Consider the following 14,286-nt stretch of genomic DNA (forward strand, 5'->3'; position numbering starts at 1 on the left):
GTTGCTGAATATCAAGAATTCTGGGCCATCGAACGCTTCACCTTATGAATCCACCCTTGGCTCAGACTCAACACCTGCGAATAAGACAAGTCCGTATCTAACACCAAATCAAACACAAACGGCTTAAATAAACGGGGAAACCATCGATGAAATAGCCTTCCCATCGTCAACCGCAAGAAAAACTCAACTACCAACAACTTCGTGCGAGGAAACGAATAATTTGATAACTCTTGCAAGGCATGGGCATCGGGGACTCGCTGCTCTGAAAACTGCGACAAAACCTTCCCCCAATCATCCCCATACTGCTCCAACAATTGTCCCAAAATCAGGACATCCTCTAACGAAGAATTACACCCCTGGCCAATCGAGGGAGATACCGCATGAGCAGCATCGCCAATCAGCAACACACTATCGCCCTCATGAAAGCGATCGCAGCGTACCGTTAACACCCTCGCCACCGGACGCTTCAACAACGCCTCCGCTTCTTCCAGCGACATCAACTGACCAAACAGCGGGAAATTTTCCTCAAAAAATGTCTTGACTTCTTCTTTCGTTGATAATCCTTCTAGGGGATTAGTTTGAGCATCAAAAATAATCACGCCATTCAACTGGTCTCCTGGCTGGGGTACCATTAACATCCGGGTTTTATTATTCAAATTCCAGGCATGGATTTTATTTGGTTCTAACTCCACTCCTGCACTCTGATTGAGCCGACTTAAAAACACAGATTTATAGGCATCCGGAACATAGTTTTGCGAACACGGCAAGCCTGCATTCTCGACTAAATACTCTCGAATTTGCGATCGCGCCCCATCGGCACCCACCAGTAGATCGTAGTGAACGATAAAGCTATCTCCTTCTGAAGGTTTGAACATCACGGTTTTAGCCGTTCCATCCACAGCCGTACATTCACAGTTGAAATGTACTTTAACCTGATTCGGACTAGAGGTTTCGGTTAATTGCTTCAACAGAATCGTCACGAGGCGATTGCGATCGATTGTGAGAACCGGATTTTCGCGAGGAACCGGCCGGGATTTGCCATTTTTCCGATAAATAATCGTCCCGTGACAGAACACACTTTGAGCGGCGATCGCCTCCTCTAACCCAACAATTGCTCGAATTGCTTTTCTGCCCCGTTCCTGAAGCGAGAGCGGAAATGTGCGGTTTCCAGAAACATCAGTCAACCGAGGATCGGGACGACGTTCATAGATACCAATATGGTAGTTGCCCCGACGCAATAAATAATGTGCCAGTAGCAGTCCAGCCGGACCCGCTCCAATAATCACAACGTTTTGAACCATAGGGGTTTACCCAACACTATGAGTTGATGCACCGAACTTTATCACAAAGATTGGGTGTAAGACCCCGTGCTAGAAGCACGGGTTTTTTTAGTAACATAAACAGTTTAGTTTGCCTCTGGTAACTGTTTTGCTAGCCCCCCCTCATTTGGGAAAGAATTGCTTGGGCGACAACTTCCTCGGCGATCGGTCCTGCGATCAATTTCCCATGCAGAGCCGCCAAAATCGACTCTACTTTTTTCATACCTCCTGCAATACCAATAATCAGCCGTTGAGCAGGTTGTTCGAGCGGTACACCAGCAACTCGGCTGTTAGTTACACATTGAATCAAGACTCCTTGACGATCGTATGCCCAACCTGCAATCTCCCCAACTGCCCCCAGTTCAATTAATTGGGTCACTTCACCGTCATTAATGAACCCGTCTTGATGTAACGGTGCATTCGAGTCAATTTGGCTAATCCCGACAAACGTTGCTTTTGCTTGCTCTGCAAGGGTTTTTACGGTGATAAACGATCGCTGAGCCTGCAATAGTTCTCGTTCTTCAATACTGGTCGCTACAACCCGAGTAGGCACTGGATAGGCCTGCGAACCAATGCGATCGGACAAGTGCATCACCACTTCATAACGACCCGCACGCCCATATTGAGTCATATTCCCAACAATTGAGACAATCTTATGCTGAGGTTGCTGCATGGATGGGATCTGTTCCACCATCGATCGCAAAGTACGACCCGTGGAAAATGCCAGGATTGTTGGAGTTTTAGCAACAAGATACGTCTCTAAGTGATTGGCAGCACATACACCAAGTCAGTTCAAGGTATCGCCACTCCCTGCATCGCTTGGAACCACTTCACAAAGCGATAGTTCAAATTTGTCTCTGAGCGATTCAGCTAGAGCAATACACTCACGCAGGGGATGATCGAGCCGAAATTCGATCGGTTTTTCACTCACCGCTAGTGCAACTAAACGCTGTGCAGCCTGCCGCGACACGTTCAGCTTTGCCGCAATCTCTTCCTGTGTGTTCCCAGCAATGTAGTAGAGCCAAGCAGCGTGAGCTGCCTGGTCTAACTTGCGAGTCCGAAGGGGCAAGCCAGTTTTGCTGGCATCGCGCCGCTCTAAGAAGGGTTCTCTCATATTCCACGTATAGACAGTATGCTTCCCCACAACAGTAGATGGGTTATTTGAGTATCTGCTCAAAGATAGATTTTTTGCTCAAACTATTAAACATAGGTTATCACGCTCTAAGTTAATGAAAGTGGTATTACAAAACTCCCAGGCAGCAAAACATTGCAGCACCAATCCTGGAGGCTGACAAAATTGCTAACTTAGCAATAAGCTGTCACACATTTAAGAAAGCAATATGCACTCATGGGAAAAAGATTAGTTCAATCTGTAACTTAGATGCACAACAACTTACCCTTTTCCCTATAGTCCGCCAGTCAGATCCAAGTTAAACCCCGTAATGTAGCTTGCCTCCTCGCTCATGAGAAATGCTACACCGTTGGCAACTTCTTCAAGGCTCCCCAAACGCCGCATCGGTACTGAATTAATCATTTGCTGCTCTACCACTTTAGGATCGGCATCAAAGTATTGTGACCCTACACCCGCCTGCAATTCTGTCTGCCGCGTCCACATCACGCCCGGCCCAATCAGCGCAGGCGAGACCGCATTCACCCGAATGCGGTAGGCAGCCAAGTCTTTTGCTGCTGTCTGAGTTATCCCTATTACGGCAAACTTCGAGGCTGAGTAGGCGAGCATATTTGGAGGACCAGCCACTCCTGCATGGCTTGCCATATTGACGATCGCTCCTCCACCCGATTTGCGTAGGTGTTGTGCCGCCGCTTTGAGGACGTGAAAAACTCCGACAACATTGATGTCAATGACCTTTTGAAAATCCTCCTCGGGATACTCGTCGGTTTTGGCAAACACTCCTTGATAACCCGCATTGTTGAAAACATAGTCGAGCCGCCCAAATTGCTCTACAGCACCAGAAAAGGCTTGAGCAACGTCATCAGGATCGGTGACATTGCAGCCAAAGGTAGCAACTCGAATTTTATAGGCTTCCAATTCGCGAGCAACCTCTGCCATCTTAGCTTCGTTTAAGTCTAGGATTACTACACCTGCACCATCTGCGGCAAAACGCTGTGCAGTAGCCCGACCAATATCACCAGCACCGCCCGTAATCAGAATCGTTTTACCAGCAAAGTCATAGCTTGCTCTACCTGTCATATTTTTTACCCCTTGTGAATATATGTTGCAAATACTCTTTAAGTGTTCATTATTTAAGGTTACTTAGTATAATTCTAATATTGAGCAATCGCTCAATATTAGGCATAAACTCAACAATTTAGATCGGATTTTTTTAATATCAAAGGAGTTATGCGATGCGTATCCCCCGCTTCGCTAAAGCGCTGGTTGCATTCCTTGCTGGAGTGATGCTGGTGCAACTGCTGCATGCTTGTGCCACTTCCCAAGCAGCAGGGAAAACCAGACTGACGATCGCTACTGTCAATAATGGCGATATGGTCGTCATGCAAGGGCTTTCAAGCAAGTTTGAACAAGCCAACCCAGACATTCAACTGAGGTGGGTTGTCCTGGAAGAAAACGTGTTGCGCCAACGCACCACCACAGACGTTGCTAGCCAGGGCGGACAATTCGATGTCCTGACAATCGGGTCTTATGAAACGCCGATTTGGGCGAGACGAGATTGGTTAAGACCATTAGATCTACCCGCCAGCTACGACGTAAATGACCTGATAAAACCCATCAGAGAAGGTCTTTCCAACAACGGCAAACTTTATGCTGTGCCGTTCTATGGGGAAAGTTCCATGCTGTATTACCGAAAAGACTTGTTTGAAAAAGCAGGGATTACGGTTCCGGAACAGCCAACCTATTCCCAACTCACAGAATGGGCGAGTAAGGTTCACGCTCCAGCTAATGGAGTCTACGGTGTTTGTCTGCGTGGAAAACCCGGTTGGGGCGAAAACATGGGATTTTTGTCCACATTGGTCAACAGGTTTGGCGGACAGTGGTTTGACATGAAGTGGCAACCCACTATAGATACTCCAGCCTGGAAAGAAGCGATCGCCTTCTATGTCGATTTACTCAACAAATATGGCCCACCGGGTGCCAGTTCCAATGGATTCAATGAGAATCTAGCGCTATTCTAGACAGGTAAGTGCGGGATGTGGGTAGATGCAACCGTTGCAGCAGGACTCTTATCCAATCCAAAAAAATCTCAAGTTTATGACAAAGTTAGCTTTGCCCGTGCACCAATTGAAAAATATCCAAACGGCTCGAATTGGATCTGGGCTTGGGCATTAGCGGTTCCAAAAACCTCAAAATCACCCGAAGCGGCTCAAAGGTTAGTTGCCTGGGCAACCTCAAAAGAATACATCCAATTAGTGGCAGATCAAAATGGCTGGGTTGCTGTACCACCAGGTACGCGGACTTCCACCTATAACAATCCCAACTATAAAAAAGCCGCACCGTCCGAACACCTACGACTCGATCGCAATAGCGCAACAGTGAACGGCGAAGTGCTAGTTGTGGAACGACTGGGCGGACAAACCTATCTCTATGTCAAGATTGCAGGTGGAGACACCCTAATCGTCCAAACAGACGGAGATAATTCCAGCCAGTTGCGCAATCTTGTTCCTGTCCACATTAGCGGCGATCTTTGTCATCTTTTTGACTTATAGGGCGAAGCTGTTTCAAAAACTCGTCGTCACCACCTAGCCGTTAGTAAATAAATGAACAGCAATACCAGCACAGGCTCAACAATGAAGCTGAATGAAGCATCTCTGTCTCTTTTACCTGGAAACGTGCGCGTACCCAATTACGATCGCCATCAAATTACTAATGGAATTGTGCATATTGGGGTTGGTGGATTTCATCGATCGCACCAAGCGCTTTATCTCGATAATTATTTCCATCAGAATCCTGGTAGTGATTGGGGAATCTGTGGTGTTGGATTGCTTGACTATGACTTTGACAGGCGGATGCGGGATGCGCTTCAATCCCAAGATTGTTTGTATACCTTAGTTGAGCGATCGCTAGAAGGAGATCGCGCTAGAGTCATCGGTTCAATCACTCAATACCTTTTTGCACCTGACAATCGTCAAGCAGTTATTGAAGCATTAGCAGCCCCCGAATGCCGAATTGTTACTCTAACGGTCACTGAAAGCGGCTACTACTACATTGAAGGAAGTGGCAATTTCGATGTAAACCACCCGACGATGCAGCACGATTTGCAACATCCTGAACAACCACTTGGGACATACGGTTTTTTGATAGCCGCACTCGAAAAGCGGCGTAAACAGGGGTTGGCACCCTTTACGGTCTTGTCCTGCGACAATATCCAGGGCAACGGCAACATGGTGCGGAAAATGCTAACAACATTTGCCGAAATACGCGATCGAGAGTTAGGACGTTGGATTGCTGAACACGTTGCGTTTCCCAACTGCATGGTCGATCGCATTACTCCGCTGACAACCCCAGCAGATATCAAAATGGTGGCCCAACAGTTTGGTATTGATGATGCGTTTCCATGCGTCGCGGAGCCTTTCATCCAGTGGGTAATCGAAGATACCTTTTGTGCCGGCCGACCCGATTGGGAATCCGTTGGCGTACAGATGACTAAGGATGTTCATCCCTATGAAATGATGAAAATTCGGCTGCTCAACGCCAGTCATATGCTGATTGGCTATCTCGGCTCTCTGGCAGGTTATACCTACGTTTATGAAGTCATGGCCGATCCCTTGTTTCAGCAAGCAGTTGCTAACCTGATGGACGAGGTGACACCCACGCTCCAACCCGTTCCTGGGATTGATTTAGACGATTATAAAAAGACTCTAATTGAACGGTTTTCCAATCCCAAAATTCGCGATCAGCTTCCGCGCCTGTGCCTGAATGGATCGGCCAAAATTCCTAAGTTTGTTTTGGGATCGATCCGCGATAAATTACAACTTGGAGGTGCGATCGATTGCCTAAGTTTGACGATCGCTGCTTGGTGTCGATACATCAAGAGTCACGATCGACAAGGGCAACCTATTCCCATTGATGACCCATTAGCAGACATCCTTACTCAACGCGCCAGTTTGAGTGAATTAGATCCCAGACCATTACTCAGCCTATCTGAAATTTTTGGAGATTTAGTACAGTCGCCACGTTTCGTCGAGACTGTTGCTGACCAGTTGCGTAGTTTGCATGAGTTCGGTGCTAAAGGAACGCTAGCCCGATTGTCGTAGGCATCATCCGCATCCGTGAGGAAAGTTATTTGACACTGCCACGGATGCACTACGTTAAAGCCGTGGGATTCTCCCGTCTAGCCCAGCTCTATGTCTACGAGTGCAAAGGGAAATTCAGCAGCCAGTACAGCGCAATATTTATTTAGGCCATTCTTTCCTATCTTCCCTCACGCCAAAGCATCTATCTTAAGGTGGATTCTCCTCAGTGAGTAACTCAGGTTCAATGGAGAAGACCGTGTATGCATACGGATGAATCTTGATGAAGCGCGACGCCACAGGCAAGTTTGTTAGCAATTGGAACTCGGAGATGAAACAACGAGTCAGCGTATCTCTGACTAATACAGCATGGCGATCGCTCGATAAAGAGGCTCACAGGCGAGGAATTTCTCGCTCTGAAGTCATTGAACGCTTTGCTCGCACTCTTGAAGGCGAACAGTTGTTCTGTGCCCAAGAAACTCAGCACAAGGTGGCAACGATTCTGGAAAGCATTACGGATGCTTTTGTCGCCTTCGATCGCGACTGGCGCTACACCTACGTGAATTGGGCGGCGGCTAAAATCCTGCACAAAACGCCAGAAGAGCTACTGGGAAAACACGTTTGGAATGAGGTTTTTCCTGAGTTGGTCGGTGGAATTGCCTATCGCGAACTACATCGGGCAGTGGCACAACAGGTTCCTGTTTCCTGGGAAGAATTTGGGGAACCTATCCAGTGTTGGTTAGAGGTGAATGCCTATCCCTCAACCGCAGGGGTAGCCGTTTATTTTCGAGATGTGACCGATCGCAAGCAAGCGGAGGCAGAACGAGAACGCTTGTTGCACGAGCTTGAAATTGAACGTGCCCGATTTGAAGCCGTTTTACGACAAATGCCTGCTGGAGTAATGATTGCTGATGCGGCATCCGGTAAGTTAGCTCTGGCGAACGAACAAACCAAGCAACTGCTTGGGTATGGCTACGAACAGTTACTTGAGCTTCAGGAATATGCACCCCTCATTCCATGTGAATTCTTTCGCTTAGATGGTCAGCTATATCCCCCCCATGAGTATCCATTGGTGCGATCGCTAAAAACAGGTGAGGTCGTCACCAACGAAGAGATAGAAATTCATCGAAATGATGGTAGCCGCATTTTCATTAACGTCAACTCAGCACCGATTTTAGATAACCAAGGGCAGATTGTTGCAGCAGTTGCTATCTTCCAAGACGTGAGCGAGCGCAAAGTTGTAGAGCAAGCCTTACGCGAAAGCGAATCGCGGCTGCGAGGTTTATTTGATGCAAATCTTATTGGCATTATTATTGGTGATTTTCAAGGCAATATTTTAGAAGTCAACGACGCTTGGCTTGCTACTTTAGGTTACACGCGAGAAGAAGTTTTATTGGGAGAGGTAAACTTCATTGAGATTACTCCACCGGAGTTTCGGCATTTAGACCAACAAGCAATGGCACAGATGAAACAAGTTGGCCGCCATGCGCCGTTTGAGAAGGAATACATTCGTAAAGATGGTAGCCGGGTTCCCGTTTTAATTGGGACTGCCTATTTAGGAGGATCTAACGATTTAGGTGTAGGCTTCTCGATCGACTTAACAGAGCGCAAACGCTTGGAATCAGAACTGTGGCAGCGAGAGCAACAGTTCAAAATGGTGGCTGAAAATGCCCCTGACATTATTAGCCGAATTGATGCAGAATTTCGCCATATTTATGTCAGCCCTTCTGTAGAAATGGCAACAGGTATTCCATCAGAGCAATTTGTTGGCAAGACCAATGTTGAACTAGGAATGCCAGAAGACCTCTATCGTGTTTGGCATGATAGTTTAGGGCAAGCCTTTGCAACCGGGCAGGAACAGACGATTGAATTTAAGTTTCCGACTCTAAATGGTATTCGATGGTATCAGGCGCGTATTGTCCCCGAATTTGCCAGTGATGATTCTGTTGCATCAGTAATGAGTATTGCTCGTGATGTGACGGATTACAAACAAGTTGAACAGGCATTACGAGAGAGCGAAGAACGCCTGCGATTGGCATTAACGGCGACTCAGATGATTGTCTGGGATATCGATTTGCCGACCAACCAGGTCGTGTGTTCTGCTAATGCTCTAGAAATTTGGGGTATTCAAGAAGGCACGGGAGAAGACTTTTTTGCGATCATTCATGCAGACGATCGACAACGGGTGATCCAAGCGACTCAAGGGGCAATTGCAGCAGAACAGTCCTACGTGCAGGAGTACCGGGTAATTAGTCCGGACGGCGTTGTGCGCTGGCTCAACAGTCAGGGACAAGTCTATCTGGATGCAACGGGGCGAGGAGTTCGTATGATTGGCGTTTCGGTTGACATCACGGAACGCAAACAGATCGAAGCAGAGCGCGATCGCCTTTTAAAACGAGAACAATCTGCCCGACTCGAAGCAGAAACCGAACGCAAGCGGTTGCATGACATCCTGATGCAATTGCCTGCCATGATTGGCATTGTTAAAGGTCCCGATCTTGTGTATGAATTTGCCAATCCCACCTATCTGCAAGGGACTGGGCGCACTCCAGACATTATCGGGAAATCTATTCGGCAGGTTTTCCCAGAGATAGAGGGGCAAATTTACTTTGAAGCGTTTGAACAGGTTTACCGGACAGGAGAAACATTTATTCGGGAGGAGTCACCTACTTACTGGGATCGGAACGGCGATGGAGTGTTGGAAGAAGCATTTTTCGACTGCATCTTTGCAGCTTGGCGGGATGCTGAGGGAACCATTCAGGGCGTGTTAATTTATAACATTGAAGTGACAGCCCAGGTGCGAGCAAGGCAACAAATTGAACAACTGCTCGAAGAGCTTCAGCAGAAAGAAGAAATTCAGCAATTCCTAATCGAATTGAATGATGCGATTCGTGCCATTCAAGACCCAAAAGAAATTATGTGGCAGGTGGTTTGTGCTACAGGACAACACTTTAGTGTCACTCGCTGTACCTACGGCGAAATTGATCCAACGCAGGAATACGTCATTGTCGATCGCGATTTCTGCAATGGTGTAGTCAGCGTGGTGGGTAGACATCACCTGGATTCGTTTGGCCCTACACTCATTGCGGAATTAAAGCAAGGCAGAACAATCGTCGTGGATGATGTCGATCGCGATCCTCGAACTACCGGAGTTGGGGCGGCTGGCTTTGATGCCATCCAAACCAAGTCTCTGCTATGTGTTCCATTGGTGAAAGAGGGGAAATTTGTCGCATTGTTGGTGTTGCACCATGTCTCTGTTCGCGACTGGACGGAGGAAGATGTGGCAGTGATGGAGCGAATTGCTCAAAAAACCTGGCTAGCCGTGGAGCGATCGCGGGCGGAAGAGGAATTGCGCGAAAGTGAAGCTCGTCTGCAACTCGCGCTGAAGATCGGACGCATGGGAACGTGGGACTGGGATATGCAAACAGACGCACTTCAGTGGTCAAAAGGGCATTTCACCTTGCTGGGTCTGCAACCCCATCAGTGCCAACCCTGCTATGACGTTTGGGCAAGTCGGGTTCATCCCGATGACCTAGCACAAACCGAAGCAAAACTTCAGCAAGCCATAGCTGACAAGACGGAGTATCAACATGAATATCGCCTGCGTTGGTCAGATGGCTCGATTCACTGGGTTGAAGCGAGAGGACAGTTTAATTATGATTCTCAGGGAAATCCCAAGCACTCGATCGGAGTTGTCATTGATATCACAAAACGCAAGCAAGCAGAAGAGGCATTGCGTCAAACCCTACAAAAGCTCAACTTCCATGTTGAAAACTCTCCAATGGCAGTCGTTGAATGGAATCGAGACTTTCAAATCATTCGGTGGTCTGCTGGTGCAGAGCGGATTTTGGGCTGGAAAGCCGAAGAAATTCTAGGCAAATCTTTAACAGAGATACCTTTTGTCTTGGAGGAAGACCTGGAATCGGTTGCTAAAGCCTGCCAACGGCTTGTCTCTGGTAAAGAACCCCATATTTTTTCATACAACCGCAATTACACGAAAGATCGCAACCTTGTGCATTGCGAGTGGTATAATTCCAGCCTCAGGGACGAATCGGGAAGGATGATTTCGGTGTTATCGCTGGTGCTGGATGTGACGGAGCGCAAGCAAGCAGAACAAGAACGAGAACAACTGTTAGAACGCGAGCGCATTGCACGGGCCGAAGCCGAAGCCGCACAGCGCCAACTGGAAACCATCTTTGAAACATCACCCATTGGACTTGCTCTGTTAGATTCCGAGCAGCGATTTATTGCCATCAACGAAGCATTAGCAGAAATTAATGGATTAACCCGCGAGCAACACTTAGGCTATTCAATTCCAGAACTTTTTGGTCAATCCGAGCCCAAATTAGTTGAAGTCTTCGATCAGATTTACGCCACAGGGAATCCCTTCATTTCACCGAACTTTGCGGTGAATGTTCCCGGGCGCAGCGATCGCCGTCCCGGCTATTACAACGTTTATTATCTTCCAACTGTTAACTCAAAGGGTCAGGTCGAAGGGGTTTTAGTCTATGTGGTAGATGTGACGGAACGGGTGCAGTTAGAACGTGCACAACGTTTTCTCTCTGAGGCAAGTGCGGTGCTTGCATCCTCACTTGATTATCAAACTACTCTAGAGCGGGTCGCACACCTTACAGTGCCGGAATTAGCGGACTGGTGCACGGTTCACATGATAGAAGAGGATGGTTCGATCGAGCAGATTGCAGTTGCTCACATCGACCCTGCCAAGCTGGAATGGGCATATCAGATTAGAGACAAGTATCCGCTGAACCCGGATGACCCTCGCGGTGGTGCCTTCACACTGCGAACTGGGCAATCCGACTTGCTGCCACATATTCCCGATGAACTATTGGTACAGGCAGCGCGTGACTCAGAGCATTTAGAGATGCTGCGGCAGGTTGGATTCAGCTCTGCAATGACGGTGCCACTACGAACTCAGGCACGAATTCTAGGGGTCATCTCCTTTATCTCAGCCGAATCTGGACGACATTACACTTCAACAGATTTGCAACTGGCAGAGGAATTGGCGCGTCGTGCTTCTTTGGCGATCGACAATGCTCAGTTGTACCGGGTGGCTCAACGCGATCGCGCAAAAGCAGAAGCCGCTAACCGGATTAAAGACGAATTCTTGGCGGTGTTGTCCCACGAGTTGCGATCGCCCCTCAATCCGATTTTGGGCTGGACAAAATTGCTACGAGGTGGGCGGCTCGATGCCACAAAAACCCAGCAAGCCCTAGAAACGATCGAACGCAACGCCAAGCTGCAAGCGCAATTAATTGAGGACTTGTTGGATGTTTCCCGCATTCTGCAAGGAAAAATGACGTTAAACGTCGCGAGTGTGAATCTAGCAGCAATGATTGAAGCCGCCCTGGAAACGGTACGACTGGCAGCCGAAGCCAAACACATTCAAATCCAGACCACATTTAATCCTATTTCAGGAAAGGTTTCAGGCGATACCAATCGCCTCCAACAAGTAGTCTGGAACCTCCTTTCCAATGCCGTGAAATTCACCCCAACCGGAGGACGAGTCGAGGTGCAACTAGACCAGGTTGGTATGTATGCTCAGATTCAAGTCAAAGATACTGGAAAAGGCATCACACGAGACTTCTTACCTCATGTGTTTGACTACTTCCGTCAAGAAGATGGCACAATAACCCGACAATTCGGCGGATTGGGATTGGGACTGGCAATCGTCCGCCATCTTACCGAACTGCATGGAGGAACCGTTCAAGCAGACAGCTTAGGACTGAACTTAGGGGCTACATTTACCATCCGGCTACCGTTAAACATCGTAGAGCCGGAACCCTCTTCTGATGACACGCACCCAGAAACTGCGGCAGACTTAGCAGGTATTCAGGTCTTGGTTGTGGACGACGATGCAGATATGCGGGAGTTGGCAGCATTCACCCTGATGCAATCTGGCGCACAAGTTACGACAGCCGCTTCCGGTGCACAGGCGTTGACCCTCCTGAATCAATCTATCCCCGATCTGCTGTTATGTGACATTGGGATGCCAGAGCTCGATGGTTATGCTCTGATTCGGCAAATTAGAAAGTGGTCACCCCAACAGGGAGGCACAATTCCTGCGATCGCACTTACTGCCTATGCTGGAGAAATCAATCAGCAGCAAGCCTTAGCTGCCGGATTTCAGATCCATATCTCCAAGCCTGTTGAACCTGATGAATTGGTAAAAGCGATCGCCCGTTTGCTAAGACACTAAATGATTTGAGGATTAGCCTAATGCTGCTTGGAATAGATTTAGGAACAGGCTCTGCTAAGGCATTGCTCATAGCGACAGACGGAACCACTATAGGTGAAGCATCAAGCTCCTATCCTGTTCATGCACCCCAACCTGGATGGGCTGAGTCGGAGCCAGGGGATTGGTGGTTAGCTGTTGCCTCGGCTGTTAGGAAGGCAGTGGGAGATCACGCTGATGGGGTACAGGCGATCGCACTTTCAGGGCAAATGCACGGTGTTGTCGTAGCTTCGGAGTCGGGTCAGCCTCTGCGTCCTGCTATCCTCTGGGCAGATACTCGCTCTAGTGCCACGCTTAACACTTATCATTCGCTCGATGCCGCTATTCGAAAGCGATTGGGCAACCCGATTACGGCTGGAATGGCGGGCCCCACTTTGTTGTGGCTGCGAGAACACGAGGCTACTGTCTACACCGAAGCGCGTTGGGCACTCCAGCCAAAAGATTGGCTGCGGTTACGGATGACTGGAGAAGTCGCAACGGAACCATCTGATGCTAGCGGTACTTTGCTTTACGATGTTGTTTCGGACAACTGGGCAGAAGATGCAATCTCAGCCCTGAATCTACGTGGTGATTGCTTACCAAAAATTATCCCCTCTAGTGCGATCGCAGGCTACCTAACAACTGTTGCTTCAGAGCATCTTGGCTTAAGAGTTGGCTTACCCGTTATTGCTGGTGCTGCGGATACCGCAGCGGCGGCACTTGGCAACGGACTACTAGAGCCTGGTTTGGTTCAACTAACCATCGGCACAGGCGCTCAAATCATTACACCTCGATCGCAACCAATTATCGATCGTCATGGTCGTACACATCTCTATCGAGCCGCCGTACCTAACCAGTGGTACGCCCTTGCAGCAATGCAAAATGCCGGGTTAGCGCTTGAGTGGGTGCGAGGTATCCTCGGCTTGAGCTGGCAGGAAGTCTATACTAAAGCGTTTTCTGTTCCCCCTGGATGTGAAGGGTTGACATTTTTGCCCTACCTCACGGGTGAGCGAACTCCACACCTCGACCCTTATGTACGCGGGGCATGGGTGGGGCTGGGACTTCATCACACACAGGCGCACTTGATGCGATCGGCTTTAGAGGGAGTAGCTTTTGCTTTGCGACAAGGTTTTGAGGCACTTGAGGCAACAGGTTTTAAAGCGACAGAACTGCGTTTAGCAGGCGGTGGAACGGCAGAAATGCCTTGGAAACAATTACTGACCGATGTATTGAGAATACCCCTCTATGCAACTACAGTTGCTGCAGCTTCCGGGCGTGGTGCTGCTCTACTGGCAGGTATCGGAATTGGCGTATACGCAGATGCTAATGACACGATCGAACTGGCAGCCACACCAACGCTTGCTGCAACTCCGCAATCAGTCGATCCAATCCTAGAAGAGGCCTGGATGCGATATCAATCCCTTTATCCACGACTTAAAAAAACTTGATAGGAGTTATGCCTCAAGGAGGACGTGCTAGAAGCTATTTACAAATTATTCTTAAGCTAAGACTGCTTAATATCAGTCAAAT

The 14,286-nt window shown here is 48.4% G+C and carries 7 protein-coding genes and 2 pseudogenes; 5 read left to right on the forward strand and 4 right to left on the reverse strand.

What is annotated here, in order from left to right; genetic code table 11:
* Nucleotides 1–11: 11 nt before the first annotated feature.
* The 4 genes and pseudogenes from QUB30_RS16915 to QUB30_RS16930 all read right to left on the reverse strand — a co-directional run bounded on the left by QUB30_RS16915 (nt 12) and on the right by QUB30_RS16930 (nt 3,528).
* Nucleotides 12–1,301 carry an NAD(P)/FAD-dependent oxidoreductase gene (locus QUB30_RS16915; RefSeq protein WP_333335304.1) on the reverse strand — a complete coding sequence of 430 codons (1,290 nt, stop codon included), beginning with the start codon at nt 1,299–1,301 and terminating at the stop codon, nt 12–14.
* Between the two features lie 130 nt (nt 1,302–1,431).
* Nucleotides 1,432–2,091 (reverse strand): annotated as a pseudogene (locus QUB30_RS16920) (sugar-binding domain-containing protein); the annotation flags it as partial.
* A gap of 15 nt (nt 2,092–2,106) precedes the next feature.
* Entirely contained in the window at nt 2,107–2,433 is a 327-nt protein-coding gene (locus QUB30_RS16925) for a hypothetical protein (protein WP_333335306.1), read from the reverse strand.
* 291 nt (nt 2,434–2,724) lie between these two features.
* Nucleotides 2,725–3,528: an SDR family NAD(P)-dependent oxidoreductase gene (locus QUB30_RS16930; RefSeq protein ID WP_333335308.1), complete on the reverse strand. Its 804-nt coding sequence runs from the start codon at nt 3,526–3,528 to the stop codon at nt 2,725–2,727.
* 302 nt (nt 3,529–3,830) lie between these two features.
* On the opposite strand from QUB30_RS16930, the pseudogene QUB30_RS16935 reads away from it, so the two are divergent.
* The 5 genes and pseudogenes from QUB30_RS16935 to xylB all read left to right on the forward strand — a co-directional run.
* Nucleotides 3,831–4,682: pseudogene (locus tag QUB30_RS16935) on the forward strand (ABC transporter substrate-binding protein); the annotation flags it as partial.
* Nucleotides 4,683–4,703: 21 nt separating this feature from the next.
* On the forward strand, nt 4,704–5,000 hold the full coding sequence (locus tag QUB30_RS16940; RefSeq protein WP_333335419.1) for a TOBE domain-containing protein: 297 nt from the start codon (nt 4,704–4,706) through the stop codon (nt 4,998–5,000).
* A gap of 51 nt (nt 5,001–5,051) precedes the next feature.
* The gene (locus QUB30_RS16945) at nt 5,052–6,548 is read left to right on the forward strand and encodes a mannitol dehydrogenase family protein (RefSeq protein WP_333335311.1); all 1,497 of its coding nucleotides are present in this window, start codon (nt 5,052–5,054) and stop codon (nt 6,546–6,548) included.
* A gap of 259 nt (nt 6,549–6,807) precedes the next feature.
* Nucleotides 6,808–12,741: a PAS domain S-box protein gene (locus tag QUB30_RS16950; protein WP_333335315.1), complete on the forward strand. Its 5,934-nt coding sequence runs from the start codon at nt 6,808–6,810 to the stop codon at nt 12,739–12,741.
* Nucleotides 12,742–12,761: 20 nt separating this feature from the next.
* Entirely contained in the window at nt 12,762–14,204 is a 1,443-nt protein-coding gene (xylB, locus tag QUB30_RS16955; protein WP_333335317.1) for a xylulokinase, read from the forward strand.
* Nucleotides 14,205–14,286: the final 82 nt, after the last annotated feature.

This window comes from Microcoleus sp. BROC3, from assembly GCF_036702515.1.
Taxonomy (GTDB): Bacteria; Cyanobacteriota; Cyanobacteriia; order Cyanobacteriales; family Microcoleaceae; genus Microcoleus.

Excerpts from the sequence above, each read along its gene's own strand:
- xylB (WP_333335317.1), top strand. The coding sequence starts at position 12,762 with ATGCTGCTTGGAATAGATTTAGGAACAGGCTCTGCTAAGGCATTGCTC.
- QUB30_RS16915 (WP_333335304.1), bottom strand. The coding sequence starts at position 1,301 with ATGGTTCAAAACGTTGTGATTATTGGAGCGGGTCCGGCTGGACTGCTA.
- QUB30_RS16950 (WP_333335315.1), top strand. The coding sequence starts at position 6,808 with ATGAAGCGCGACGCCACAGGCAAGTTTGTTAGCAATTGGAACTCGGAG.
- QUB30_RS16930 (WP_333335308.1), bottom strand. The coding sequence starts at position 3,528 with ATGACAGGTAGAGCAAGCTATGACTTTGCTGGTAAAACGATTCTGATT.
- QUB30_RS16925 (WP_333335306.1), bottom strand. The coding sequence starts at position 2,433 with ATGAGAGAACCCTTCTTAGAGCGGCGCGATGCCAGCAAAACTGGCTTG.
- QUB30_RS16945 (WP_333335311.1), top strand. The coding sequence starts at position 5,052 with ATGAACAGCAATACCAGCACAGGCTCAACAATGAAGCTGAATGAAGCA.